This is a genomic window from Streptomyces sp. NPDC001902 (assembly GCF_042891295.1).
Classification (GTDB): Bacteria; Actinomycetota; Actinomycetes; order Streptomycetales; family Streptomycetaceae; genus Actinacidiphila.
In genome coordinates this window covers 23,715-47,801 of sequence record NZ_JBIATA010000027.1, presented here as the reverse complement: position 1 = coordinate 47,801, position 24,087 = coordinate 23,715, and the positions used below count along the sequence as shown (strand labels likewise).

The following is a 24,087-nucleotide window of genomic DNA, read 5'->3' as shown; positions in this document are numbered from 1 at the left end:
TCGCCGGTCCCTGCCCGGGGTCACTGACCGGGCAGGGACCGGTTGAACAGCCGCACCTGCCCACGGGCGACGGTCCGGCCCTCGGCGTCCGTGATCACCACCAGCCACAGCTGCAGGCTCCGGCCCTGCTGCAGGGGTGTGCCGCGGACCTCGAGGCGGCCCTTGACGTACGGGAGCAGGAAGTCGGTCTGGTTGCTCACGCCGACGGCGAACCGGCCCTCGGGGCGCACCGCGTGGGAGGCGCCGACGCTCGCCACGCTCTCGATGACGGTGGTGTGGAGGCCGCCGTGGGTGATCCCCCACGGGGTGTGGTGGTCCTCGGTGACCTCCAGGTGGGCGGTGACCTCCTGCGCACTGATCGCGTCGAAGCGCAGCCCTACGGCGCGCAGGAAGGCTCCGGCGGCCTCCGGGTCGAGGGCGGGGTCGGTCGTCTCCGTCATCGTGGCTCTCCTGTTCGTCCTGGACGTGCGCGGGGTCAGTGGGCCTGCGGAGCGGGACGGTTGGCGATGAGCACGAGGGCCGCGACGGCGGCGACCGCCAGGCCGACGCCCGGGATGAGCACGGCCAGGTGCAGGGCTCCGGTGAAGGCGTCGCCGACGGCCGAGGTGACGGTGTCGCGGAGCGCCGCCGGCAGCGTGGAGCCCTGGTCTCCGGTGCCGACGGCCTGGGTCACCTGGTCGGCGATGCCGGACGGGACGCCCCGGTCGGCGAGTTCGCCGGGCAGCCGGGAGGCGAGGCCGCTGGTCAGCACGGTGCCCGTGACGGTCGCCCCGAGCGTGCCGCCGACCTGGCGGAAGAGGTTGACGGTACCGCTGGCCATGCCGCCGTCGGTGTGCGGCACGCTGATGACGGCCACGGCCGTGCTCGGCGGCAGGACCAGGCCCGCACCGGCCCCGAACATCGCCATCAGCACCGCGAGCACGGGTATGGACGCGGTGGGGGTCTGGGCGGTCATCAGCAGCGCGCCGGCCGCGGCGAGCGCCGCGCCCGCGCCGAGGGTGGCCTTGAAGCCGATCCGGCGTGCGATCCCCGCGGCGACGTAGCTGACCAGCACGTAGGAACCCATGATCGGCAGCAGCAGGAGTCCGGCGTCGAGGATGGACTCGTGCCGGATCCGCTCGAAGTACAGCACCTGGGCGAAGGCGGTGGCCACGAAGGCGTACTGGGCGATCATCGCGACGACGTTGGCCGTGGCGAAGGAGCGGCCGCGGAAGAGCCCGAGCTTCAGCATGGGCGTACGGGTGCGCGCCTCGTGCACGACGAAGACGACGAGCGCCGCGGCCGCGACGGCGAAGGCCGTGATCGCCTTGGCCGTGCCGAAGCCGGTGTGGCCGCCCTCGATCAGGCCGTAGTTCAGCGCGCCGATGGACGCGACCGCGAGCACCAGGCCCGGCGGGTCGAGGTGGCGTCCGGCCTGCCGGCTCTCGGTGACGAAACGGGGCGTGAGGACCAGCACCAGGACGGCGAGGACCACGTTGACCAGGAACACCGCGTGCCAGGACCAGTGCTCCAGGATCAGCCCGGCGGCCACGGGGCCGAAGGCGAGGCCGATGCCGGACACGGCGACCCAGATGCCGACGGCCCGGGTGCGAGCGTGCGGCTCGGCGAACATGTGCGTCACCAGGGACAGGCTGTTCGGCAGGATCGCGGCGCCGCCGAGGCCCATGAGGGCCTGGCCGGCGATAACGCCCGCGGCGCCGGAGGCCAGCGAGGTGACCAGGCTGCCCGCGCCGAGCAGCAGCATGCCGAGGGCGAACACGCGACGACGGCCGAAGCGGTCGCCGACGGTGCCGGCGGCGAGCACGAAGCTGGCGACCATCATCGAGTAGATGCCGGCGATCCACACGAACGCCGCACCCGACACCCGGAGGTCCTGTTGGAGCGGGGCGAGGACCGCGACGGTCTGGGTGATGTTCACGAACATCGCCATCTGGCCGAGGCTCGCGACGACGAAGCCGATCCAGCGCTTCCTCGACTCCCCCGCGTCCGGTGTCCTCGCGGTGGTCCTTGCTGTGGTCGCACCCACGGTCACGGCCTTGGCCGCGGCGGCGCTCGTGCTCGTCATGAACGGTTCCCTCCTGAGCTGAGTCCGCATTTCGAACCTAGCTGCGCAGCGAACGCTACCAGCCCTGAGTTCTTTCTGCGAACTCAGGTAGGATCCAGACCATGGAATACCTCGACCAGGACGTCTCCAACTGCTCCGTCGGCCGCGCCATCGGCCTCGTGGGCGACTCCTGGGTGCTGCTGGTCCTTCGCGAGGTCACCCGCGGGGTCAGGCGTTTCAGCGACATCCAGGAGCACCTGGGCGTGTCCCGCTCGGTGCTGACCGACCGGCTGAACGGCCTGGTCACCCAGGGGCTGCTCGAGCAGCGCGCGTACCGGGAGCCCGGCGCCCGGAGCCGCTCCGAGTACGTGCTCACCGAGAAGGGCCGCGACCTGTACCCGCTGATCACCGCCCTGCGGCAATGGGGCGACAAGTACCTCGCCGACCCCGAGGGGCCCTCCCTCCTGACCACCCACCACGGCTGCGGCGCGCCCGTCCGGGCCCGGCTGGTCTGCGACGAGGGCCATGTGGTCGACGCCCCGGAAGAGGTCGACCGCCGCCCCGGCCCCAGCGCCCGGCCCCGCCCCACCGCGGGCGCGACGGCCTGAGACCGGCCGCGCGGCGCCCGGGGCGGGGGGCGGGGGCGTTCAGGCGCCCGCGGCGAACGCGTCGACGCCGGTCAGCTCCGCGGACAGCCGCCACAGGCGCGCGGCCTGCTCGGGGTCGGTGGCGTGGTCGCGCACCCCTCCGGTGAGCCCGTCCGCGTCCTCGGTCAGGCGTTCCGCCACGTCGCAGTCCTCGCAGTAGAGACCGCCCCTGCCGGCGAGCATCGGTGACGTGGCGGCCCAGACCTGGGTCGCCGCGCCCTGCTGCGGTGTCTTGAGCGCCGGATCGGCGGGGTTGCCCTCCGCGTCGATCCAGCCCGCGGCGACCCTCTCCTCCAGCGGGACGTGACGCGCCAGGTCCGTGAGGATCACGCCCGGGTGCACCGAGAACGCCCGTACACCCCGCTCCCGGCCCAGCCGGTCCAGCTCGACGGCGAACAGCGCGTTCGCCGTCTTCGCCTGCCCGTACGCCGCCCACTTGTCGTAACCGCGCTCGAACATGACGTCGTCCCAGCGGATGCCCGAAAGCTGATGGCCCTGCGAGGACACCGAGACCACGCGCCCACCGCGCCTGGCGAGCGCCGGCCACAGCCGGTTGACCAGGGCGTGGTGCCCGAGGTGGTTGGTGGCGAACTGCGCCTCCCAACCCGGGCCCACCCGCGTCTCCGGGCAGGCCATGATCCCGGCGTTGCCGATCAGCAGGTCGATGCCGCGGCCGGAGGCGAGGAAGCGCTCGGAGAAGTCGCGGACGCTGTCGAGGTCGGCGAGGTCGAGCGCGTCGGCCTCCGTCCCGCCGATCCCCGCGAGGGCCTTCCCGGCCGCTTCGGGACGCCGGGCGGCCACCACGACGTGGGCGCCCGCGCCGGCGAGGGCGCGTGTGGTCTCCCGTCCGAGGCCCGCATGCCCACCGGTGACGACGGCGAGCTTCCCGGTGAGGTCGATCCCGTGCAGCACCTCCCGCGCGGTCGTGCGGGCACCGAATCCGGTTCCGATCCTGGTCTGAGCTGTCATGCCCCCCATGCTGGGAGCTGGAGTGCGCTCCAGGGCAAGTGCCCGCTCAGCCGCGCGGCGGCGCCGTGCTGTCGCGGACGACGAGTGCCGGTGTCGGCTGGGCCACGTCGCGGGCCGGGCGGCCGCCGAGCAGGCAGACCAGTTCCTGCGCCGCACGCCGCCCGAAGGCCGTCGCGTCGCGGTCCAGGGCGGTCAGGCGCGGATGCGTGGCCCGGCAGAGCGCCGAGTCCTCCCAGGCGACCACCGACAGGTCGCGCGGTACGGACAGGCCCATGCCGAGCGCCACCCCGGCGCCCGCGACCGCCATCACGTCGTTGTCGTAGATGATCGCCGTGGGCGGCTCGGGTCCGGCCAGCGCGAGGCGGGTGGCCTCGGCGCCCTGGCCCTCGGAGTAGTCGGTGGTGACCGAGCGGACATCGGACATCCCCCGGCGCGCGGCCCCGGCCCGCAGCGAGCCGATGCGGCGCGTGGTGTGCGCCAGGCCGGCCAGGCCCGCGACGTGGACGACGCGGTGGTGTCCCAGCCCCGCCAAGTGGTCGACGATCGCGCCCATGGCGGCCGCGTCGTCCACCCGGACGGTGGAGATCACCGGGTACGGGACCGGCTCGTGCGGTTCACGGTCGACGTCGCGGCCGCCGACCACCACGGCGGGCAGGCCCAGGGCGTCCAGGAGGGCCGGCCGGGGATCGCCGATCCGCGGGTCCACGACGATGACCCCGTCGACCCGCTGCTCGGCCCACCACCTGCGGTAGACCGCGCACTCCTCCTCGGCGTCCGCCACCACCCGGAAGAGCAGGCCGAGGTGGCGTTCCGACAGCACCTCCTGGATGCCCGAGACGAGCTGGAGGAAGAACGACTCGATGCCCAGCGAGCTCGCCGGGCGGGCGAGCACCAGGCCCACGGTGGCGGCGCCCTCCCCCGACAGGGCCCGCGCGGCGGTGCTGGCCCGCCAGCCGAGCTGGTCGGCGACCCGGCGCACACGCCTGCGGGTGGTCTCGGAGACCCCGGGGCGGTCGTTGAGGGCGAAGGACACGGCGCTCTCGGAGACGCCCGCCCGCCGGGCGATGTCCTTCATCGTGGGGCGTCGGGCGGGGACGCGCCGGCCGGTCCGGGCAGCGGGCGGCGGCTCCACCGGTGGCTCGTGCGCCGCGATCGTGGGCCCCCTCGGATCGTCCGCCTGACGTCGTACACGCCGGGCCCCGGGCGGCGCGACGCGGGGACCAGTATCCCCCAGCCTGGGAGGGTTGGGCACTAAAGCGCTTGAGCGGCACGGCCCTAAAGCGCATTAGCGCTGACGCCCGAATGCCTCTCGCATTCCGTTGACCTGCGGCTTCACGGCCCCAAGACGTAGGCGAAAGAGCCGAGTTGACTTTCCCGGAGCGCGGTGTCACCTTGTCGTGGGCGCCGGCGGCGACTCCCCCAGCCGCGCCGATCACGGGACGGACATCCCCCGACCGCCCCGCGACCACCGGTTCCGCCGCCGCGCGCCCACCCCAGCTCGTACGATCACGGGAACCGCCATGACACCGCGCTTCGGCGTCAACTACACGCCCAGCCAGGGCTGGTTCCACCACTGGCTCGACTTCGACCTCGACGCCGTCCGCGCCGATCTGGACTCCATCGCCCGCCTCGGCCTGGACCACATCCGGGTCTTCCCGCTGTGGCCGCTGTTCCAGCCCAACCGCACCCTGATCCGGCCGCGCGCCGTGGAGCAGTTGGTCGCGCTGGTCGACGCCGCAGCCGAGCACGGCCTGGACGTCAACGTGGACGGGCTGCAGGGCCACCTGTCCAGCTTCGACTTCCTGCCCTCCTGGACGGCCACCTGGCACCGCAGGAACATCTTCACCGACCCGGACGTCGTCGCCGCCGAGGCCGAGTACCTGCGCGCGCTCGCCGCAGCGCTCGCCGACCGGCCCAACTTCCTCGGCATGACCGTGGGCAACGAGATCAACCAGTTCTCCGGCCCGCCGCACCCGGACCCGGATCCCATCGGCCCGGCCGAAGCGGAGGCCTGGCTGCGCCTGATGCTCGACGCGTGCGAGCGCGGCGCCCCCGGCAAGCTCCACCTGCACGCCGAGTACGATGCCGCCTGGTACCAGGACGACCACGCCTTCACCCCCGCGCAGGCCGCCCGCCTCGGCTTCGCCACCGCCGTCCACTCCTGGGTCTTCAACGGAACGGCCCAGCGCCACGGCTACGCGGGCGTGGCCACCGAGCACCACGCCGCGTACCTGATCGAGCTGTCGAAGGCCTGGGCCACCGATCCCCACCGCCCGGTCTGGCTCCAGGAGGTCGGCGCCCCCGCGCCGGTGGTGCCGCCCGAGCACGCGGCGGCCTTCGCCACCGCCACCGTCGCGGGCGCCCTGGACTGCGAGGACGTGTGGGGGGTGACCTGGTGGTGCTCGCACGACGTCGCCCGGTCCCTCGCCGACTTCCCCGAACTCGAGTACACCCTCGGGCTCCTCACCAACGACCGCGAGGTCAAGCCGGCGGGCACCGCCGTTGCCCGCGCCGTGGCGGAGCTGCGCGACCGCGGGTACGCGCCGCGGCCGCGGACGACCGCGCTCGTCGTCGACGTGGGCGACGCCCTGACGGCGCCCCACCGGTCCGGATGCGCCCCCGGCGGCGAGGTGTTCGAGGCGTGGGCCGCGCTGACCGCCCGGGGCGTACGGCCCGCCCTGGTGCTCGCCGACCGGGCAGCGGACGCGGCGCACCTGGCCGCCCGCGGCATCACCGAGGTCGTCACGCCCGCCCAGGCTCGCTGAGCCCCCCGTGCCCCGTCCCCCGGCGGGCCCCCGGGCACGGGTCCCGCACCCGTGCCCGGGGACCCGGGGACGCCACCGGCCGCATCGCCGACAGCCCTTTCCCGGGGACGCCGTGGCCTGACAGACTCGTCCGGTGACCGAATTCGACCTGCTCGTCATCGGATCCGGCCCGGGTGGCCAGAAGGCCGCCATCGCCGCGGCCAAGCTGGGCCGCCGGGTCGCCGTCGTCGACCGCCCCGACATGGTCGGCGGGGTCTCCATCCACTCCGGCACCATCCCGTCGAAGACGCTACGCGAGGCCGTGCTCTACCTGACCGGGCTCACCCAGCGGGACCTGTACGGCCAGAGCTACCGCCTCAAGGAGGACATCACCATCGCGGACCTCACCGCGCGCACCCAGCACGTGGTGAGCCGCGAGGTGGACGTGATCCGCAGTCAGCTCTCCCGCAACCGCGTCACCATGCTCACCGGGACCGGCCGCTTCATGGACGACCACACGGTCGCCGTGGAGGACCCCTCCGGCCGCGAGGTGCTGGTCACCGCCGGGAACATCGTCATCGCCACCGGGACGCGCCCGGCCCGCCCGTCGACCGTGGAGTTCGACGACCGCACGGTGATGGACTCCGACAGCGTGCTCAACCTGGACCGGGTGCCGCGCTCCATGGTCATCGTCGGCGCCGGCGTCATCGGCATCGAGTACGCCTCGATGTTCGCCGCGCTGGGCAGCAAGGTGACGGTGGTCGAACAGCGCGACGGGATGCTGGACTTCTGCGACGTCGAGGTGGTCGAGGCGCTCAAGTACCACCTGCGGGACCTCGCCGTCACCTTCCGCTTCGGCGAGACGGTGGCGGCCGTGGAGCGGCATGCGACGGGCGCGCTGACCGTCCTGCAGAGCGGGAAGAAGATCCCCGCGGACGCCGTCATGTACTCGGCCGGGCGGCAGGGCCTCACCGACGCCCTCGACCTCGGCAAGGCGGGCCTGACCGCCGACAAGCGGGGCCGGATATCGGTGGACGAGCACTACCGCACCTCCGTGCCGCACATCTACGCCGTCGGCGACGTCATCGGCTTCCCGGCGCTCGCGGCCACCTCCATGGAGCAGGGCAGGCTCGCCGCGTACCACGCCTGCGGCGAACCGGTGAACGCGATGCACGGCCTGCAGCCCATCGGCATCTACACGATCCCGGAGATCAGCTTCGTCGGCCGTACGGAGGACCAGCTCACCGACGACAACGTGCCCTTCGAGGTGGGCATCTCGCGCTACCGAGAGCTGGCCCGCGGCCAGATCATCGGCGACTCGCACGGCATGCTGAAGCTGCTGGTGTCCACGGAGGACCGCACGCTGCTCGGCGTCCACTGCTTCGGCACCGGCGCCACCGAGCTGCTGCACATCGGCCAGGCGGTGATGGGCTGCGGCGGCACGGTCGACTACCTGGTCGACGCCGTGTTCAACTACCCGACCCTCGCCGAGTCGTACAAGGTGGCCGCCCTCGACGCCACCAACAAGCTCCGCCAGATCAACCGCCTCACCGGCTGACGCCGGGCCGTCGCGTGCGGGGTGCCCCGGCCGGGGCGCCCCGCACACCGGTACCACCCGTTCGGAGGGGGAACGGCGGGGGCGCTGCGTGGCAGCCTCCCGAGAGGACGAAGAACGCGTCCCCCGTGACCCCCGAGGGAGTACCCGCCATGGCCACCAGGAAGAACCTCCGGGCCGACCGGACGAGCCTCACCCACAAGGTCGGCTACGCCCTCCGGCACCCCACGCGGGTCGCCGGGTACGCGCGCCGGGCCGCGCGGGACCGCTGGCTCGCGCACCGGCACCGCGACCACGTGGCGTACTACCGGGCCGTCATGGCCAGCGACACCGCGCGGGACCCCGAGGCCGCCGTCGGCAGCGGCAGCCACGACCGCTGGCTGGCGCTTGGCGCGATGCAGTTCGACTACCTCCGTGAGCACGGCCTGTCGCCCCGGCACCGGCTGCTGGACATCGGGTGCGGCAACCTGCGCGCGGGCTGGCGCCTCATCGAGCACCTCGACGCCGGCCACTACTACGGCATCGACATCTCCCCCGACATCCTGATCGCCGCCAAGCGCACCGTGACCGCGCAGGGCCTGCAGCGCAAGCTGCCGTACCTCACGCTCACCCACGACCTGACCTTCGACTTCCTGCCGGACCGCCACTTCGACGTGGTCCACGCCCACAGCGTCTTCTCCCACTCGCCCCTGGAGGTCGTCGACGAGTGCCTGGCCCACGTGGCGCGGATCCTGGCCCCGGGCGGGTGGTTCGACTTCACGTTCGACCGCACCGAGGGGAAGGAACACCACGTGCTGCGCGAGGACTTCTACTACCGCACCGAGACGCTGATGGACCTGGCCGCCCGGCACGGGCTGCGCGCCCGCTTCATGGACGACTGGGAGCTGCGCGGCCACGGGCAGTCGAAGATCCGCGTCCACGCGGGCTGAGCCGTGCCGGACGTCCCGGCACGCCGGGGGCGGACCCCGGCGTGCGGCCGGAAGGGTCCTGCCGTCCGTGACGGCCCCCCGCGCGTACGACGGCGACGTGTTCAGAAGGCGCGTAGGCACGCAGGCTCCCGGCATCGAGGGGCCGTCACCCGCAAGGCCGACGTCGGCCACGAGCCCGTGCGCGCGCTTACGGTCCCGGCTCCGCCACCGCGGCCGGGCGGCCGGTGTCGATGCCGCGGTGCCGCGGTGCGGCGTCCCCGGTGCCGGCCCCGCCCGCACCCGCGTCCCGGACCTGCCGCGGGACACGGCCTTCCCGGTCCTCGGCGAGAGCTACGTGGTGCCGTGCGCGGTGTGGGACGACCACGCCGCCGACGAGGCGTGGCCGTCGTCAGGGGGCCTCCGCGGCCTCCTGTTCGGCGCGCTTGCCGGCCACGTGCTCGACGAGGTCGCGCACGGTGCCCATCCGTTCGACCTCGTCGGCCAGCAGCATCACGCCGACCTCGCGTTCGACGGCGTCGGCGGCACGCTGCTTGGCCCGGTCGCCCAGGCGCAACCGGGCGAAGGTCGTGTCCGGCCCGATGTCCTCCGGCGCCACGTCCGCACATCCGGCGACCACCCTGCGCACGATGCCGGCGACGTCTTTGGTCATGTTCCCTCTCCCCTCCGGTGACTGCCCGATACGCCTACCCCGCCCGGCGGCGGAGGACCGCACCGGTACGCCGGGCCGTTCGGGGGAACGGCCGGTGTCGTGGGCCGGCGTGCCGGGGCGGGGCTCGTACGTTCGGCCGGTATGACGCACCTTCCGCACGGCCCCGCCCCCGCGCCCACCCGTCGCACCGCGCTGGCCGGGCTCGCGGCAGGGGCCGGGGCCCTGGCGGCCGCCGGGTGCACGCCCTCGGGCGCCTCCCCCGCGGGCCCGTCTTCGCCCGGCGGTCCGGGAACGGGGACCGGGTCCGGGTCCGGGTCCGGGCGGACGTCGGCCTCCGCTGCGGGTCCCGCGGGCGGCGCCACCCCCGGGGTGATGACCCTCTTCGACGACCCCGCCTACGACTTCAACGCGTTCCTGGCCCTCGGCGCCTGCGGCTACGGCTCCGCCGAGGTCGGTGAGGTGCTCACCGCCGTGAACGCCGTCACCACGGCGGGGGTGTCGGCGCAGTCGTACACCCGCACCTTCAGAGAGCTGGGCGACCGGCTGCTCACGACGCCGAGGGGCAGCATGCCCGGGCGCCAGACCACACGGTTCCGGACGCTGCGGGCGGCCCAGTACTACGGCCAGGCGCTGCTCTTCGTCCTCGGCTCCGAGGACCCGGGCAGCGAGGAGCAGCTCTACCGTGCCGGGCGCCGCGCCTGGGACGCCTACTGCGAGCGCTGCGATCCGGCCCCGGTGACGGCGGGCGTGGCCTACGGGAGGACGCGGATGCCGGTGTGGTTCTTCCGCCCGGAAGGGACGCAACGGCGCAGGCCCACCGTGATCCTGACCAACGGCAGCGACGGCCAGAACGTCGACATGTGGACCTACGGCGTATCGGCGGCCCTGGACCGCGGCTGGAACGCACTCGTCTACGACGGCCCGGGGCAGGGCCATGTGCTCTTCGTGGAAGAAGTCGTCTTCACCCCGCGCTGGGAGAAGGTCGTCACCCCGCTGGTGGACTGGCTGACCGCCCGCTCCGACGTGAACCCCGGCCGGATCGCCCTCACCGGGCTGAGCATGGCCTGGCGCCCCGGGCGGCCGCCTTCGAGCACCGGATCGCCGCCCTGGTGGCGATGCCCGGCTGTGTGTCCCCCTGGCTGGCCTTCCCTCAGGAGGTCCGGGAGACCCTCACCGCCGACAAGGAGCGGACCAATGCCGTCTGGAACAAGGAGGTCGTCCCGGCGCTGAGCCCGTCCGAGGCGGCGACGCTCAAGAAGCGCTTCGAACCCTTCTCCGCCCCGGCGATGACCGAGGCGCGGGAGGGCAGGATGTTCACCGACTTCTTCACCCCCGCCCGCCTCATCGCCTCACTGGACGTCAGCGACGTGCTGGACCGGATCAAGGCGCCCACCCTGGTGCTGGACTACGAGTTCGAGCAGTTCTACCCGGGGCAGCCGCGCCGGATGTACGACGGGCTCACCGCCCCGAAGGACTACGTGAAGCTCACCGCGGCCACCGGGGCGCAGCTGCACTGCTCCCCGATGGCCCCCCAGCAGCATTGCGAGGTCGTCTTCGACTGGCTGCAGGACACGCTCTCGGTGCGCTGACCGGGGGCGGGACCGGCCGCCCCTTACGGCGGACAACTACGGCGGTCACGGCACGCGCGGCCGGCCCGGCACATAGGGCGCGAGGATGTCGGCCACGGTGCGGTTGCGGGGCGTGGGGACGCCCAGTTCGCGGCCGAGGTCGGCGACGCCTCCGCTGAGCCACGGCAGTTCCAGGCGGTTGCCCTGCTCCAGGTCGTTGTGCATGGAGGAGGTCATCGTGGCGGGCAGCGTGTCGCAGAAGGCCAGTTGCTCGTCGACGAAGGACTCGTCGAGGCGCACGCCCGAGGCCCGGCCGACGGCGACGACCTCCGCCATGACGTCGCGCAGCAGCGACCGCGTCGCGGGATCGGCGCGGACGACGCCGATCGGCTGGCGCACGGCCGAGGTGGTGCCCGACAGGCCCGTGAGGAACACGAACTTCTGCCACACGACCCGCGCGATGTCGGCGCTGACCTCCGCGTCGACGCCGGCCTTCTCGCACACCTCGCGGAACTCCTCCGCCCGGGCCGCCCCCTCCCCGTCGTACGGGCCGAAGACCAGCTTCTGCATCGTCCCGCGGTGGGAGACGACGCCGGGTTCCTCGATGACGGCGGAGATGTAGCAGACCCCGCCCCACACGGCCTCGGGCGGCAGGTGCCGGCGCAGGACCCGGTCCTTCTGGACGCCGTTCTGAAGGGAGATCACCCGCGCGCCCGCCTCGGCGAGGCCGCGCAGCCGGGTGGCGACGTCCTCGGTGTCCCACAGCTTGACCGCGACCAGCACGACGTCGGCGGGACCGACGTCACCGATGTCCGGCACGAACCGGTCGGCCGGTGCCCGGAACTCCCCCAGCGGGCTGCGGACGGCCAGCCCGCCGTTGGCCCGGATCGCCTCCAGGTGCCGACCACGGGCGACGAAGGTGACCTCGTTGCCCGCCTCCGCGAGGCGGGTGCCGAAGTAGCCCCCCACTCCGCCCGCTCCCACGACCGCTATGCGCATGGCGTGCTCCCTTCCCGGTCCGGTCTGGCCGATGGCTTGGTAACCGTCTTCAAGGTTACTATGGACACATGAGCGAGCGCGCACCGGCCACGGGGACCCCGGCCACTCCCCGCACCCGCGTCACGGCCAAGGTCCGTGCGCTGCGCTTCGACGCGGGCTCCCTCTCGCTCGACCTCGTCGCCACCGTCGGCCGCCGTCCCAGCACCCCCGTCGAGCGGCTCGGCGATCACGACCGCCTCCGCGCCTGGTGCGGCGGCGTCGGAGTGATGCTGCGGGACGGGGAGGACGGGACGGCCCTGCTCGACGCCCTCCACGAGCTGCGCGCCGCCGCCACCGACGTCGCCACCGCGGTCGTCGACGGCCGCACGCCGCGAGCGGAGTGCGTGGACCTCCTCAACGACCTGGCCCGCGTCGAGCCGCCCGCGCCCCTCCTCCGCGTCGACGCCCACGGGCGCCCGAGCGCCGGGACGGAACCGCTGTCGGCCGCCCAGTTGCTCTCCGCCGTGGCCCGGGACCTGATCGCGCTGGTCACCGAGCCGCGCCTGCGGGACCGGCTGCGCACCTGCGCCGCGGAGATCTGCGGCATGCTCTACCTCGACACCGGCAACGGGAAGCCGCGCAAGTGGTGCTCCATGGAGCGCTGCGGCAACAACGCGAAGGCCGCCCGGCACCGGCACCGCGCCTCCGCGCCCACCTCGTAGCCCCACCGCCTACGGCGACACCGGCTGGGCGAAGGCCGCGATGAAATGCCCGAGGTCACGCCGGTGCGAACTGGACGGCCACACCGCCCAGGTCCTGCGGACCAGGGGATCTCCCACCAGGGGCGACCACACGACCGTTTCGGGGATCGGCTGCGCCCAGTTCGGCGGGGCCAGCGCGAACGCCCGCCCGGTGATCACGGCCGCCAGCTTCACCTCCGCGATCAGCGGCTCCCCCGCACCCGCCTCGGAACCCACGTCCAGCCCGTGGCTGCGCAGCACCGAGGTCAGCTCGTCCCACCAGGCCGGACTCCCGGCGCGGGGGAAGCCCACCCACTCCAACCCCGCCAGGCACTCCAGGCGGACGCCGTGCGGTCCGGCGAGTTCGGCCGCCTGGTCCGCCGCGAGCAGCACCCCGAGGTTCTCCCGGACCACCAGCATCGCGTCGAACTCGGGCCCGGCCGGGCGCTCACGCGTCAGACCGACGTCGAGCTCGTCCGCGTGCAGCGCCTCCAGTTGGGCCGCCGTGGACAGATGACGGGCCTGCACCCTCGTGTCGGGGTAGGCCCGGGACAACTCGGTGAGCACGGGGGTCAGCAGGTCGGGCGGCAGCTCCAGCGGGATGCCCAGCCGCAGGGTGCCCCCGCCCTGCGCCGTCAGGGCCGCCATCGTCCGCACGGCCTGGTCGTGGCGCGCGAGCACGGCGCGCGCCTCGGAGAGCAGGACCGCCCCGGCCTCCGTGGTCCGTACGCCGGAACTGGACCGCACCAGGAGTTTGACGCCGAGTTGACGCTCCAGCGCGGTGACGGTCTGCGACAGCGCCGACTGGCTCACGTGCAGCCGCCGCGCCGCGGCGGACATCCCGCCCTCCTCCGCCACGGCGACGAAGACACGCAGCTCCCGCAGTTCCATCCGGCCATCCCACCACGCGGCACCGGAAGGACGTCCCGACGGGCCAGGCGATTTCCCGATCGGGGAACACGCCGACCCCTGGGGGTGATTCGCCCGGGCCGACCGGCCCCCGGGATGTTTCCCGGGGGCCGCCACCGCTCAGCGCGCGGCGGCCATCTGCGGCAGGACGTTCACCAGGGACTCGCCGCCCGCGTAGCGGGCCAGCTGCTGCGCGATGAAGGCGAGGGAGGTGGGCGTGAAGGCGTCGGTGAAGGCCCCGACGTGCGGGGTGATGAGGACACCGGGCAGGTACCACAGCGGGTGACCGCTGGGCAGCGGCTCGGGCGCGGTGACGTCCAGGGCGGCACGCAGCCGCCCGCGTCCGGCTTCGCGCACCAGCGCCCGCGTGTCGACCAGTTCCCCCCTGGCCACGTTGACCAGGACGGCCCCGTCCTTCATCAGGGCCAGACGGGAGCCGTCCATCAGGTCGCGGGTCTCGTCCGTCAGGGGCGCGCACAGCACGACGGCGTCGGCGGAGGGGAGCAGCCCGGGCAGGTCGGCGAACCCGTGCACGTGGCCGTCCGCGGTGTCGCGCGCGGTACGTGCCAGCCGGACCACCCGGCAGCCGAACGGGGCGAGCCTGGCGGCCACGGCCCTTCCGACCGCGCCCTGGCCGACGATCAGGACCTCCTTGCCGGACAACGTGGGGAAGACACGCGGTTGCCACTGACCCAGGGCGTGCCGGCGGGAGAAGTCGTCCAGACCGCGACCCGCGGCCAGCAGCAGCGTCACCGCCAGCTCGGCCGTGGCCTCGCCGTGCACGCCGTTGGCCGTGGCGACGCGGGTGCCCGGGGGAAGCAGCCCCAGGAAGGGTGCGAGGTAGTCGTGCCCGGAGCTGAGGACCTGGAGGACCTCCAGCCGCTCGGCGTCGTGCAGCAGCCGGTCGAGGATCTGGTGCTGCTTGGCCGGGACGGGCGGGACGACGACGAACCGTACGTCCCGGGGATCGGAGGGGAAGGCCGAAAGACCGTCCCAGAAGTGGTACGACAGGCCGTCGGGCAGCGGTCCGGCGAATTCGCCGGACCGATAGGGCAGCCAGACCGCGCGGCATTCTTGCATGATTCGCTGTGCTTTTCTGTGGAGCTCGGAGAACGGGCGTGCCACGCCGGGTGCGCCGGGGCTCCGTCCTTCAGAGCAGGGGCCCTTCCGTCGCGGACGGACGCGTCCGCAGGCCCGGAGAATCTGACATCGTTGTCAAACCGTGAACCTCACGAACGCTAGCACATCTGACGAAAGGGCCATTGACGGCGAGCGGCAGGAAACAGCGGCGCGTCAACAAAAGGTGAATTCCTTTCCCGGGAAAGGCAAAGACACAGTCATCGACCGCCCCCGGAGAGCGCCGGCGTCCTCCCGGCCACGCGGAGCGGCCAAGCGGAGCGGCGAACCGTCAGGCCGCGGCGAGGCATCCCCCCGGTGCCCCGCCGCGGCGCTTCTGGCCCCCGTTCCCCCGCCCCACGGCGTCCGGTCTGCGGGACACCGTGGGGCGGAAGTCACATGGGCGCGGAGATCAGCGCCCAGACGGACTTGCCCGCCTCGTCGGGCGGTGTCCACCCCCAGGACTCGCTGAGCGAGTCGATGATGTGCAGCCCACGCCCGGTCTCGGCGAACCAGTCCGGTTCCTTCACCACCGGGACGCCCGTGCCGGGGTCGGCGACCGTACAGAGCACGGACTCGTCACGGCGGAGCAGGCCCAGCCAGACCGGCCGGCTCGACAACGGCGCGTACGCCGGGTCGTCGAGGCCGTAGCGCACGGCGTTGGTCAGCATCTCCGACACCACGATCGACGCGGTGTCGACGATCGCGAGCATCCCCCAGTTGCTCAGGGTGGCACGCGTGAACTGCCGTGCGGAACCTGCGGCGTGGAGGTCACCGCTCAGGCCGCAGGCGGCAAAGCGTGACCCTGAGTCCTCGGTCAGGCCGTAGTCGAGGGGGATCGCCGGATGCGTGGTCATCGGGAACTCCGCAGAGCTGTCGGGCGGGGGGGCGCGGTGCTGTCTGCGTCCACCACTATCCCCGCCGGATCCCTACCCGTGCAAGCACATCTGCAATTACAGTCGTAAGTGCAAGGGTAAGTACATCTGCACGTGCATCTGCACGTGCAGATGGCCCGTCAAGGAGGCGTAGCCATGCGGGAGTTCGACAACGGCGTACCGGCCACCGACATCGAGGGCGCGGACTGGAGGAAGAGCGGCCGGAGCAACCCCAGCGGCAACTGCGTCGAGCTGGCGGCGCTGCCCGGTGGAGGCTTCGCGATGCGCAACTCCCGCCACCCGGGCGGACCTGCGCTCATCTACACGCGCGCGGAGATCGAGGCCTTCCTCGGCGGCGTGAAGGACGGCGACTTCGATGACATGACGGGCTGACAAAACGTCGGCATGCCATAAGATGCGGCTGTATTCGGGCACCACTCAGTGAGACACTGACGGTCCGCCCAGTCACCACGGGAGCCGGCATGACCGCGACGCGGCCGAGCAACGAACCGTCGATAAGGCAGTACCTGGAGCACCCGCGCGGTGGTCCGACGGTGCTGCGCATCGTGCTCGGCACCCAGCTGCGGAGGCTGAGGGAGTCCCGGGGCATCACCCGCGAAGCGGCGGGTGACGCGATCCGCGGCTCCCACGCCAAGATCAGCCGCCTCGAACTGGGCCGCGTCGGCTACAAGGAGCGTGACGTCGCCGACCTCCTCACCCTCTACGGCGTGACCGACGAGACCGAGCGCGCGGACTGCCTCAAGCTCGCCCACCAGGCCAACACCCCCGGCTGGTGGCACCGGTACGCCGATGTGCTCCCCGGCTGGTTCGAGACGCTCGTGGGCCTCGAGGAGGCCGCCTCCGTCATCCGTACGTACGAGGTGCAGTTCATCCCCGGTCTGCTGCAGACCGAGGAGTACGCCCGCGCCGTCATCCGGCTGGGGCACCCCAGGGCGTCCGGGGTCGAGGTCGAGCGCCGGGTCGCGCTGCGCATGGAGCGCCAGCACCTGCTGAACGGGCCCAACGCGCCCCGGCTGTGGGCGGTCGTCGATGAGGCGGCGCTGCGCCGTCCGATGGGCGGCGCCGAGGCGATGGCGCGCCAGCTGGAGCGGCTCATCGAGGCGGCCGCGATGCCGAACGTGACGCTGCAGGTGGCGCCGTTCAGCGTCGGCGGCCTCGCGACCGCGGGCGGACCGGTCACGATCCTGCGTTTCCTGGAGCCGGACCTGCCCGACATCGTCTACCTGGAGCAGCTCACCAGCTCGCTGTACCTGGACAAGCAGGACGACGTCGACAACTACCTGGCCGTGATGGACCGGCTCAGCGCCGAGGCCGAGCCCCCGGTCCGGACGCCGGACTTCCTGCGCGACTTCCTCAAGCAGCTGTCGTGAGCTGATGCGGTTCCCCGGGGCCGGCCCTTCCGGCCCCGGGACCCCTGACGTCCTCAGGCCTTGTGGCCGACCCCGCCGAACTCGATCCACTCCTGGGTGGCCTGCCGGGGCGCAAGGTCGGTGTCGGGGCGCCAGGTGGACACCTCGACCAGTCCCGGCTCCAGGATCCGCAGACCGTCGAGGAAGCCCTCGACGTCGCTCTCCTGACGGACCCGGCCCCAGTTGCCCTGGGTGCTGGCGTCCATGAACTCGGTGACGAAGTCGCGCACCGCCTTGTCCTCGCTGACCAGCTGGCACACCACGAGGAAGCTGCCCGGCGCCAGCCGCTCCGCGACGCGCCTGACCAGGCCCGCCGGGTCGTCCTCGTCGGGGATGCAGTGCAGGACCGAGACGAAGAGGGCGGCGACCGGCTGGCTGAAGTCGATCAGCCGCTCCACCTCGGAGTGGCCGAAGATGCCGTCGGTGTCACGGAAGTCGGCCTGGATGACGGCCGTGTTCTCGTTCTCCTCCAGCAGCGCACGGCCGTGCGCCAGCACGATCGGGTCGTTGTCGACGTAGACGACGCGCGCGGCCGGGTCGACGCGCTGGGCGACCTGGTGGACGTTGTCCTGCGTCGGCAGGCCTGACCCGTGGTCCAGGAACTGGCGTATCCCGTACTCGCGGGCGAGCACGCCCACGACGCGCTGCAGGAACCTGCGGTTGTTGACCGCCAGTTCCTTGGTGCTCGGGACGACCTTGAGCAGCTCCTCGGAGGCCTCACGGTCGACGGCGTAGTTGTCCTTGCCGCCGAGCAGGAAGTCGTACATCCGGGCGACGCTGGGAATCCCGGTGTCGATCGCGGTCGGCAGCGGCTCTCGCTCCTGGCTCATCCGGCCCCTCACAGTCCTGCCCACGCCCTGAACGCGGGGTGATCGCGGAAGTCCCATTCTAGGCTCAAGTCACCCTGCCGCCCTGCGGTTTCACCCATGGGAAGTGAATTGATCGCCAACATGTTTGACTCCTGAAACACCATCAGTCACCGCGCTACCGGACGTATCCCCCTCGCTACCGGGGCGCCGCCTGTACGCTGAGGCGGTCCGGGCTACCCTGCAGGAACGGGACCGACCCCATGGAGCTCGTCTTCGCCGGCCGTGTGATCGAGTGGCGCGGACCATCGCCGTACTACTTCGCGACCGTGCCGGAGGAGGAGTCCGAGCGCATCCGCGAGGTGGCCGCGATGGCCACCTACGGCTGGGGCGTCATCCCCGTCGAGGCCCGCATCGGGGACACCGCCTTCACGACGTCGCTCTTCCCCAGGGACGGCGGTTACCTGCTGCCGCTGAAGGTCGCCGTGCGCAGACCCCAGGGCATCGCGGCCGGGGACGAGGTGACCGTGGAGATGACGGTCCGCCTCTGACGTGACGGCGACGCCCCGGGCGGTTCGGTCCCGTCGGGGGCGGCGCGCGCCCAACCGACCCCGCCACCGGTCGTCGCAGGCCGAACGCCCTTCTGCGCGAAGGCGTGGACAACGCCCCGGCGCCGCGACAGACTACGGCCGTGCGATCACGAACGCTGGGCATGTGGTGGGGCACCGCCATGGAAGCACCGGATCCCGCCGCCCTCGCGGCGTTCTACGCCGAGCTGCTCGGGTGGCCCGTCGTGCACGAGGAACCGGGCACCTCCGTCGTCGCCGCGCCCGAAGGTCCGGCCTACCTCGTGTTCCAGCAGGCGACCGGCTACCGGGCCCCCACGTGGCCGCCCGCCGACGGCGATCAGCGGCCCATGATGCACTTCGACTTCCAGGTCGGCGACCTCGACGGCGCCGTCGCGGACGCGGTCGCGCTGGGCGCCTCGCTCGCCGGCCACCAACCCCGGGAGAACGTCCGCGTCCTCCTGGACCCGGCCGGCCACCCCTTCTGCCTCTGCCTGGACGAGGAGTAGGCGCGGCGCGAGCGGTGCGGTGGACGCGTGCTCCCGGCCGCGTCACGCTCGGCGCCTCATGCGATCCCACATCGCAAGACAGCATGTCCTGGAATGCGAGACCGAGTTCAGGGTCGGCCGGGCGGGGACGAGGCCAATCGGGCGCTAGGACGAGTTGATCCCCGACGACGACGTCGTGGGCACGTGCGTCAACGCCGCCCGCACAGACGGGGTGGAGTCCGAACTCGTACGCCGCGGCCTCGCCTTGCGCGTTGCCCGCGACGAGTTCCTGCGCTTCACGCTGGAAGGCACCACTGTGACCACCTTCTGGCGTCACGACCCTGGCGCATGGGCCTCCTTCGCGGTGCGAAGGGGGTCCATGTGCGGCCGGGGCCGTGTCGGTTGCTTGCAGGGGCGGCAGGATTCGAACCTGCGGCGTGCGGGTTTGGAGTCCGCTGCTCTGGCCGGGCTGAGCTACGCCCCTTCGGTGGCTCCACCTTGACATGTGCGGCAACGGGCCGGCCACGCAATTTCCGGGGCGGCGAAGGCTGCTCAGCCGCCCGGGCGCTCGTAGCAGTCGCAGTTGCGCTGGGCGGTGATCCTGCCGTCGCGGAACTCCAGGAACGGCGCGATGTGAGCGCGCGCGACGTGGCCGGCAGGGAGGGTGCCGAAGGGGCGGGCGAGCGTGCCGGTCCAGACGACCTCCAGGGCCACCTGGTCGCCCGCGGCGACCGCGTTGACGACCTCGAAGTGCTGACCGCTCAGCCCTGAGCGCTGCGGGGCGGACTGGCTGGCAGAGGTGCGCGACCTGCTCGCAACCCTGCTCGACGACCTCGGCGGCGGCGCGGCAGTACGGCGCCGCGACGTGCGGCCACCCCGGTGACGGGTGGAGCGCGCACAAGGGTCACGGTGCCGCGATGTTCAATGCGGCGCGTGCACGACGGACGTCCTCCCGTAGGCGGCATCGCTTCCGATGTCGGAGCGGGCGGATACGGTGCTTCCGGAGTTGTGAGCCGTGCGGTGCGGGGAGGGGCCTTGGGAGCCAAGACGGGTCTGCTGATGTATGCGGACGGCGATGTGCCGGAGTTGCTGCGACAGGTGGGTGGAGCCGACCTGTCGCGCACGTCCGCCATGATGCGGCGTCTCTATCCGGGGTGGGAGATCGAGGAGACCTCGGGCTCCCCTCTCCGGGACGGCGTGTATCCCCCGGATGGCACGGCCTACGCCGCGAGTCGGCCGGGCGTGGAGATCGTCTGCGATCAAGGCGTGATGATCGATTTCCCGTCCCGGCTCCCCGGGCATCTCGTCGCGGCAAGTGCCGGCCGCCGGCTCGTTCTGCACGCCATGCACAGTGTGGTCGACTGGCTCGCGTTCGCCGTCTGGGAGGACGGACGCCTTGTGCGTTCCCTGAGCCTTTCACCGGACAGCGGGATCGTCGAGAACATCGGCGAGCCGCTGCCCTTCGAACTTCCCTACTGGGCCGGGGAGCGTCCGGCCGACGTCATTCCGTGGCCGGGTGAAGAGGAGGAGCCGTACGCGCTGCCCTTCCACCCCCTGGAGCTCGGGGAAGACGCGCTGCGCGTACTCTGCGGGTTCGTCCTGGAGGGGCGCCCACAGCCCGACGATGTCGACGCCGACGCCATTGAGCTGTACGGCTTCTCCATACGGGACCCGAACGGACCCGATCCCAAGGAGCAGGAAGCGGAACTGAGAAGGGCCATGGAGGCGATGGGGACGCCGCGCATTTACACGATGGGGCCTGACGGCTCGCTGATGGAACGCGACGGTCTCTAGCGGGGCAAGGCCTTCGAACGGGCTCTGGCACAACTTCTGCGAAGCGGCCGCGCTGAAGGAGCGAGGGATGCCTGAGGGGGCGCTGTCCGTCCCTGAGCAGAACGGTGGGTCTTCGGAGTAACCGGCTGTCCCGTGGGCCGCGGACCACGCATCACGCTTCGCCTTGCGACGGGCGTGACGCTCGCGGGCCGCGATGTCGTCCGCGTTCGCCAGGGCACTGATGTCGTGACCCCATGCCTTCATGGCGTCCAGGACGCGGTCTCGATTGTGGCGGTCGGTGCTGGTGGCCAGCAAACGGACGGCGTGGTCGACCAGATCGGCCCGGTGCGCGGTGAGGACGGGGTGCTCGGCGAGAGGGATCGCAGCGACGAGGGCCGCGTCGCGTACGTCCGCGTTGTCGTGGCTGAGAAGGGGACGGACAGCTGAGAAGATCGCCGGGCGCAGGTCCCGGAACGCGACCTGCCCGGAGTGTGCACAGCGCTTCTCGGTCGCCGGGCAGGTCGTCGCCCGTTCCAGCTGAAAACCGCCTCGGGGGCGGTGAGGTGTGAACCCACGGCCTCGTCGTCCCGAGGCAACGCACGCAACCGCGTCACCTGGGGTGGAACAATGTGTGACCTGCGAGAGCCGTTCGCGAACGTCGGCGGTTGTCCGTCTCGGTTCGCGTCCGTCGTAGCGCAGTTGGACACTCAGTCAATTGGTGCCGAAGCAGTACGCTGGTCAGCAACCAGCGGTGCCACCTGTCACCGTTCCCGGATGCGCCACCACCACCAGCGGCCCGCCGTCCACTCGCTCATCCGGCCTGGATCCGGCAGGGTCCGGCGTTCGTACTCGTCATCGATTCGCTTCACCAGTGGGCCCAGATCGGCACGGGCGCCGCGGGGGAGGTGTCGCATGACCTCCTCCAGATCATCGCGAGCATCCTCGACTTCCAGTCCTGGTGCGTAGACGTGAGAGGCGTTCAAATAGCGTCCCGGCTGCTTGAAGGTCCATTCGAAGCGGGACAGGGCGTCAGCGACCGCATTGGGCCACAGCCGCTCATCCTCCACACGGCGAATCGCCGCCCGCGTCCGGGCAGAAACACCACGGACACGACGCACCACAACGTGCTTGCTCGGCCGCCACCGCCCATCGCGGACGACCTTCGGGCGCCTACGAGGCATGGCCCTTTCGGTGGTAATTCATGGGAGCAACCTACATCCACACGCGCGAAGCACCCACGGCCGCGGCCGGCAAGCGGAAGGCCGGGGATTGGGAAGCTGAGGGCTTCTGGAGCCGGTTCGGATCTTCACCTGGGCAGACGGCCGAACTCTGTGTTCCTCCGACTCGTTGCCCTTCACCGTGACTCCTCGCTGTCCCTCGCTCGATCCGGTGCGCTTGTGGTGCAGCTTTCTCGTGTACGTCAGAACCTCGCCCATTCTGAGCCGGGGATGCAGTCCCAAGTGTTCTCTGCCCACTCGCGGATGAGGAAGAGAGGCCGGGTGAGGGCGATGTCTCCCGCGCGTTGAGCACGCAGGATGAGCCCGAGACTTCCGGAGCCTGGATCTGCAGCGTGTGTGTAGATCAGGTCCAACTCATGGGCCTCTGTGTGGTTGCACAACCAGTCCTCGGCCTCGGACGGCACGCGGGCGACGAGAGCCGTGCCGTCCAGCGTGACCTGGGGGCCCGCAAGCGCATCGACGGCTACGCAGGCCAGGGTCTGCCCCATCGCGTAGTAAGCGGTCACCCCCACCGCGGTGGACTGCGCCTCGACGAGTTCGTAACTGCCCGACGAACTCTGGACGAGGCGGCGGGCCGAGGCATCGCTTCCAAGAGCCGTACTCACCTCGTCGGGGGTCATGCCAAAGCGGAGCGGTCCCACACCGATCTGCGGCGTGAAGACCCACTGTGCACGCTCGCTGTCGCTCTTCACGTCCCAGATACCCACTGATGCCCCTGAACCTCGCCGACCGCCGCTCGACTCTGGGCTGGTCCAGGTGCCGGGTGGCAGCGTAGTTGGCGTCCCGCCCACCTTTCCCAGTCTGTTGATGCCGCACGGGCCTGTCTTCGAGGCTGTTCATCTGCGTTCGCGCGGGGTCGGCGGCCCAGGCGGCCGCTCCGGTCCCGCCCTGAACCCTCGTGGACGGTGCTGAATGAGGCGGAAACCGGGACGGGGGGCCAATTCCGGCCCGTACAAGGACGCTACTGGGAGTCAGGGGTTGCCGTGGTTGCCGTACTGCGCATCCTGTACTGAGACCGCTCGGCAGCCTCCGTGTCAGCCGCGGCCCCTAGCATCCGGAGCAGCAGCATGACCACGTGAACGCAAGGAGAGAAATGATCTCGCTCAATGCTCTCCTCCGGCAGCACGTGACTCCGGTGCTGAAGGGGGAAGGTCTGGCGAAGAAGGGAAAGGCCTATCGGCTCCGGGCCGACAACGGTGACCACGCCGTGCTGGAGATCCGCCGTCATCCCATGGCGTGTGCAATGGAGGTCTTCTTCGTCAGGGTCGCCATCGTCCCCACCCCGGAATGGGCCTGGAATTACCGGGGGTGTTGGGAGCAAGAGAAGACCAGACTGCCGACTTCCGCCGCCGAGATGGTCGGCTGGGAGGTCATCCCGCCCGCCCAGGTCGCCTACGAACCGACGGAGGACGGACCGTCCCGGGGCCTGTGGGCCTACGGTCAGCACATCGACCCCGCCTCCTGCGGCCGCGCACTGACCGAACTGCTGATCAAGAACACGATCCCGCAGATGTACAGGCTGCTGGACCGGGAGGTACTCCTTGAGGAAATCAAGGAACCCACACTGGACATACGCCGAACGCGGCCCCTGGGTTGGGCAGAAGTACTCCTCAACGTCGACCGAGTCTCCTCGGCCGAACTGGAACCGCTCCTCACTCGCGTCGAGCGCGACTACCCCGTCGCTGACGAATTCATCGCCTGGGCACGCCAGCAGGTGGCAGAGCGAGTCACCCGCGGATAACTGCAGATGATGCTGCCCCGTGCGGCAGACCACCGCTTTGGGAGTGAGATTGGGAGATGCGGGGCGTGAGGCTCGCTGGCCGTGGCGCTGAGGCACTCGGCCAGCGTGGGTCGCCGCCCCCACCGCCCAAGCAGTCGGGCCCTCCGGCATGTGGCCGGCACTCGCGGCCCACCATGGAGAGGCCCTACTGGCCGCGCCGCTGGAGACCGTCTACCGGCGGCGCCGCAAACGCATCGCCGGGTCTTGGAAGAACTGGGTTCGTCGTAGTTGGCGATGCTGAGCGCGAGGTCCAGCGAAGTGCGGCCGTGGGCGTTCGGCTTGT

27 protein-coding genes and 1 tRNA gene are annotated in these 24,087 nt (G+C 71.8%); 14 read left to right on the top strand and 14 right to left on the bottom strand.

Going from position 1 to position 24,087, the window contains the following annotated elements:
* Positions 1–20: 20 nt before the first annotated feature.
* Together ACFYYN_RS33775 and ACFYYN_RS33770 are read right to left on the bottom strand one after the other, a co-directional pair.
* Positions 21–440 carry a PaaI family thioesterase gene (locus tag ACFYYN_RS33775; RefSeq protein WP_500548745.1) on the bottom strand — a complete coding sequence of 140 codons (420 nt, stop codon included), beginning with the start codon at positions 438–440 and terminating at the stop codon, positions 21–23.
* A gap of 35 nt (positions 441–475) precedes the next feature.
* Positions 476–2,065, bottom strand: a complete 1,590-nt coding sequence (locus ACFYYN_RS33770) for an MFS transporter (RefSeq protein WP_500359295.1) — start codon at positions 2,063–2,065, stop codon at positions 476–478.
* Between the two features lie 101 nt (positions 2,066–2,166).
* Here ACFYYN_RS33770 and ACFYYN_RS33765 point away from each other — a divergent pair, with 101 nt between their 5' ends.
* Positions 2,167–2,652, top strand: coding sequence for a winged helix-turn-helix transcriptional regulator (locus ACFYYN_RS33765; RefSeq protein ID WP_500439565.1), 486 nt, complete (start codon positions 2,167–2,169; stop codon positions 2,650–2,652).
* A gap of 39 nt (positions 2,653–2,691) precedes the next feature.
* On the opposite strand, the gene ACFYYN_RS33760 is transcribed toward ACFYYN_RS33765, so the two are convergent.
* Together ACFYYN_RS33760 and ACFYYN_RS33755 are read right to left on the bottom strand one after the other, a co-directional pair.
* The gene (locus ACFYYN_RS33760) at positions 2,692–3,660 is read right to left on the bottom strand and encodes an SDR family NAD(P)-dependent oxidoreductase (RefSeq protein WP_500548744.1); all 969 of its coding nucleotides are present in this window, start codon (positions 3,658–3,660) and stop codon (positions 2,692–2,694) included.
* A gap of 46 nt (positions 3,661–3,706) precedes the next feature.
* The gene (locus tag ACFYYN_RS33755; protein ID WP_500548743.1) at positions 3,707–4,735 is read right to left on the bottom strand and encodes a LacI family DNA-binding transcriptional regulator; all 1,029 of its coding nucleotides are present in this window, start codon (positions 4,733–4,735) and stop codon (positions 3,707–3,709) included.
* Positions 4,736–5,180: 445 nt separating this feature from the next.
* Between ACFYYN_RS33755 and ACFYYN_RS33750 the strand changes: the two genes are divergently transcribed.
* The 3 genes from ACFYYN_RS33750 to ACFYYN_RS33740 all read left to right on the top strand — a co-directional run bounded on the left by ACFYYN_RS33750 (position 5,181) and on the right by ACFYYN_RS33740 (position 8,888).
* Positions 5,181–6,425 carry a glycoside hydrolase 5 family protein gene (locus ACFYYN_RS33750; protein ID WP_500548742.1) on the top strand — a complete coding sequence of 415 codons (1,245 nt, stop codon included), beginning with the start codon at positions 5,181–5,183 and terminating at the stop codon, positions 6,423–6,425.
* A 133-nt stretch (positions 6,426–6,558) separates the two neighbouring features.
* Positions 6,559–7,962 (top strand): Si-specific NAD(P)(+) transhydrogenase, encoded by a 1,404-nt coding sequence (gene sthA / locus ACFYYN_RS33745; protein ID WP_499509511.1) that lies wholly within the window; start codon positions 6,559–6,561, stop codon positions 7,960–7,962.
* A 149-nt stretch (positions 7,963–8,111) separates the two neighbouring features.
* The gene (locus tag ACFYYN_RS33740; protein WP_500548741.1) at positions 8,112–8,888 is read left to right on the top strand and encodes a class I SAM-dependent DNA methyltransferase; all 777 of its coding nucleotides are present in this window, start codon (positions 8,112–8,114) and stop codon (positions 8,886–8,888) included.
* A 388-nt stretch (positions 8,889–9,276) separates the two neighbouring features.
* Here the strand turns inward: ACFYYN_RS33740 and ACFYYN_RS33735 are convergent, their stop codons facing one another.
* On the bottom strand, positions 9,277–9,537 hold the full coding sequence (locus tag ACFYYN_RS33735) for an acyl carrier protein (protein ID WP_500548740.1): 261 nt from the start codon (positions 9,535–9,537) through the stop codon (positions 9,277–9,279).
* A gap of 372 nt (positions 9,538–9,909) precedes the next feature.
* Between ACFYYN_RS33735 and ACFYYN_RS33730 the strand changes: the two genes are divergently transcribed.
* Positions 9,910–10,767, top strand: coding sequence for an alpha/beta hydrolase family protein (locus tag ACFYYN_RS33730; protein ID WP_500548739.1), 858 nt, complete (start codon positions 9,910–9,912; stop codon positions 10,765–10,767).
* Positions 10,665–11,126, top strand: a complete 462-nt coding sequence (locus ACFYYN_RS33725) for a hypothetical protein (protein WP_500548738.1) — start codon at positions 10,665–10,667, stop codon at positions 11,124–11,126. Before ACFYYN_RS33730 ends, ACFYYN_RS33725 begins: the two co-directional genes overlap by 103 nt.
* A 45-nt stretch (positions 11,127–11,171) precedes the next feature.
* Here the strand turns inward: ACFYYN_RS33725 and ACFYYN_RS33720 are convergent, their stop codons facing one another.
* Positions 11,172–12,104: a 2-dehydropantoate 2-reductase gene (locus ACFYYN_RS33720; protein WP_500548737.1), complete on the bottom strand. Its 933-nt coding sequence runs from the start codon at positions 12,102–12,104 to the stop codon at positions 11,172–11,174.
* A gap of 68 nt (positions 12,105–12,172) precedes the next feature.
* On the opposite strand from ACFYYN_RS33720, the gene ACFYYN_RS33715 reads away from it, so the two are divergent.
* Positions 12,173–12,805: a CGNR zinc finger domain-containing protein gene (locus ACFYYN_RS33715; protein ID WP_500548736.1), complete on the top strand. Its 633-nt coding sequence runs from the start codon at positions 12,173–12,175 to the stop codon at positions 12,803–12,805.
* A 9-nt stretch (positions 12,806–12,814) separates the two neighbouring features.
* Here the strand turns inward: ACFYYN_RS33715 and ACFYYN_RS33710 are convergent, their stop codons facing one another.
* The 3 genes from ACFYYN_RS33710 to ACFYYN_RS33700 all read right to left on the bottom strand — a co-directional run bounded on the left by ACFYYN_RS33710 (position 12,815) and on the right by ACFYYN_RS33700 (position 15,705).
* A complete protein-coding gene (locus ACFYYN_RS33710) occupies positions 12,815–13,714 on the bottom strand; it encodes a LysR family transcriptional regulator (RefSeq protein WP_500548735.1) in 900 nt (299 codons plus the stop codon).
* Positions 13,715–13,852: 138 nt separating this feature from the next.
* Positions 13,853–14,812 (bottom strand): NAD(P)-dependent oxidoreductase, encoded by a 960-nt coding sequence (locus ACFYYN_RS33705; protein ID WP_500548734.1) that lies wholly within the window; start codon positions 14,810–14,812, stop codon positions 13,853–13,855.
* Positions 14,813–15,243: 431 nt separating this feature from the next.
* The gene (locus ACFYYN_RS33700) at positions 15,244–15,705 is read right to left on the bottom strand and encodes an ATP-binding protein (RefSeq protein WP_499509520.1); all 462 of its coding nucleotides are present in this window, start codon (positions 15,703–15,705) and stop codon (positions 15,244–15,246) included.
* A 174-nt stretch (positions 15,706–15,879) separates the two neighbouring features.
* On the opposite strand from ACFYYN_RS33700, the gene ACFYYN_RS33695 reads away from it, so the two are divergent.
* Together ACFYYN_RS33695 and ACFYYN_RS33690 are read left to right on the top strand one after the other, a co-directional pair.
* Positions 15,880–16,116 carry a DUF397 domain-containing protein gene (locus tag ACFYYN_RS33695; RefSeq protein WP_500329635.1) on the top strand — a complete coding sequence of 79 codons (237 nt, stop codon included), beginning with the start codon at positions 15,880–15,882 and terminating at the stop codon, positions 16,114–16,116.
* Positions 16,117–16,205: 89 nt separating this feature from the next.
* On the top strand, positions 16,206–17,114 hold the full coding sequence (locus ACFYYN_RS33690; protein WP_499509522.1) for a Sco1979 family transcriptional regulator: 909 nt from the start codon (positions 16,206–16,208) through the stop codon (positions 17,112–17,114).
* 53 nt (positions 17,115–17,167) lie between these two features.
* On the opposite strand, the gene ACFYYN_RS33685 is transcribed toward ACFYYN_RS33690, so the two are convergent.
* Positions 17,168–17,983, bottom strand: a complete 816-nt coding sequence (locus ACFYYN_RS33685; protein WP_500329637.1) for an SAM-dependent methyltransferase — start codon at positions 17,981–17,983, stop codon at positions 17,168–17,170.
* A gap of 239 nt (positions 17,984–18,222) precedes the next feature.
* On the opposite strand from ACFYYN_RS33685, the gene ACFYYN_RS33680 reads away from it, so the two are divergent.
* Positions 18,223–18,510 (top strand): DUF1905 domain-containing protein, encoded by a 288-nt coding sequence (locus tag ACFYYN_RS33680; RefSeq protein WP_500548733.1) that lies wholly within the window; start codon positions 18,223–18,225, stop codon positions 18,508–18,510.
* Positions 18,511–18,650: 140 nt separating this feature from the next.
* Positions 18,651–19,034 carry a VOC family protein gene (locus ACFYYN_RS33675; protein WP_500329641.1) on the top strand — a complete coding sequence of 128 codons (384 nt, stop codon included), beginning with the start codon at positions 18,651–18,653 and terminating at the stop codon, positions 19,032–19,034.
* Positions 19,035–19,422: 388 nt separating this feature from the next.
* Here ACFYYN_RS33675 and ACFYYN_RS33670 read toward each other — a convergent pair.
* Positions 19,423–19,497: transfer RNA gene (locus ACFYYN_RS33670), tRNA-Trp, on the bottom strand.
* Positions 19,498–19,565: 68 nt separating this feature from the next.
* On the bottom strand, positions 19,566–19,778 hold the full coding sequence (locus tag ACFYYN_RS33665) for a nuclear transport factor 2 family protein (protein ID WP_500548806.1): 213 nt from the start codon (positions 19,776–19,778) through the stop codon (positions 19,566–19,568).
* A 270-nt stretch (positions 19,779–20,048) separates the two neighbouring features.
* Between ACFYYN_RS33665 and ACFYYN_RS33660 the strand changes: the two genes are divergently transcribed.
* Both ACFYYN_RS33660 and ACFYYN_RS33655 read left to right on the top strand, forming a co-directional pair.
* Positions 20,049–20,807 carry a DUF6928 family protein gene (locus ACFYYN_RS33660; protein WP_500548732.1) on the top strand — a complete coding sequence of 253 codons (759 nt, stop codon included), beginning with the start codon at positions 20,049–20,051 and terminating at the stop codon, positions 20,805–20,807.
* A gap of 174 nt (positions 20,808–20,981) precedes the next feature.
* A complete protein-coding gene (locus tag ACFYYN_RS33655) occupies positions 20,982–21,233 on the top strand; it encodes a hypothetical protein (protein WP_500548731.1) in 252 nt (83 codons plus the stop codon).
* Between the two features lie 314 nt (positions 21,234–21,547).
* On the opposite strand, the gene ACFYYN_RS33650 is transcribed toward ACFYYN_RS33655, so the two are convergent.
* Both ACFYYN_RS33650 and ACFYYN_RS33645 read right to left on the bottom strand, forming a co-directional pair.
* Positions 21,548–21,853 carry a hypothetical protein gene (locus ACFYYN_RS33650; RefSeq protein ID WP_500548730.1) on the bottom strand — a complete coding sequence of 102 codons (306 nt, stop codon included), beginning with the start codon at positions 21,851–21,853 and terminating at the stop codon, positions 21,548–21,550.
* Between the two features lie 353 nt (positions 21,854–22,206).
* Entirely contained in the window at positions 22,207–22,731 is a 525-nt protein-coding gene (locus tag ACFYYN_RS33645; protein WP_500548729.1) for a hypothetical protein, read from the bottom strand.
* 386 nt (positions 22,732–23,117) lie between these two features.
* Here ACFYYN_RS33645 and ACFYYN_RS33640 point away from each other — a divergent pair, with 386 nt between their 5' ends.
* Positions 23,118–23,765 (top strand): hypothetical protein, encoded by a 648-nt coding sequence (locus ACFYYN_RS33640; protein WP_500548728.1) that lies wholly within the window; start codon positions 23,118–23,120, stop codon positions 23,763–23,765.
* The last annotated feature ends 322 nt before the right edge of the window (positions 23,766–24,087 follow it).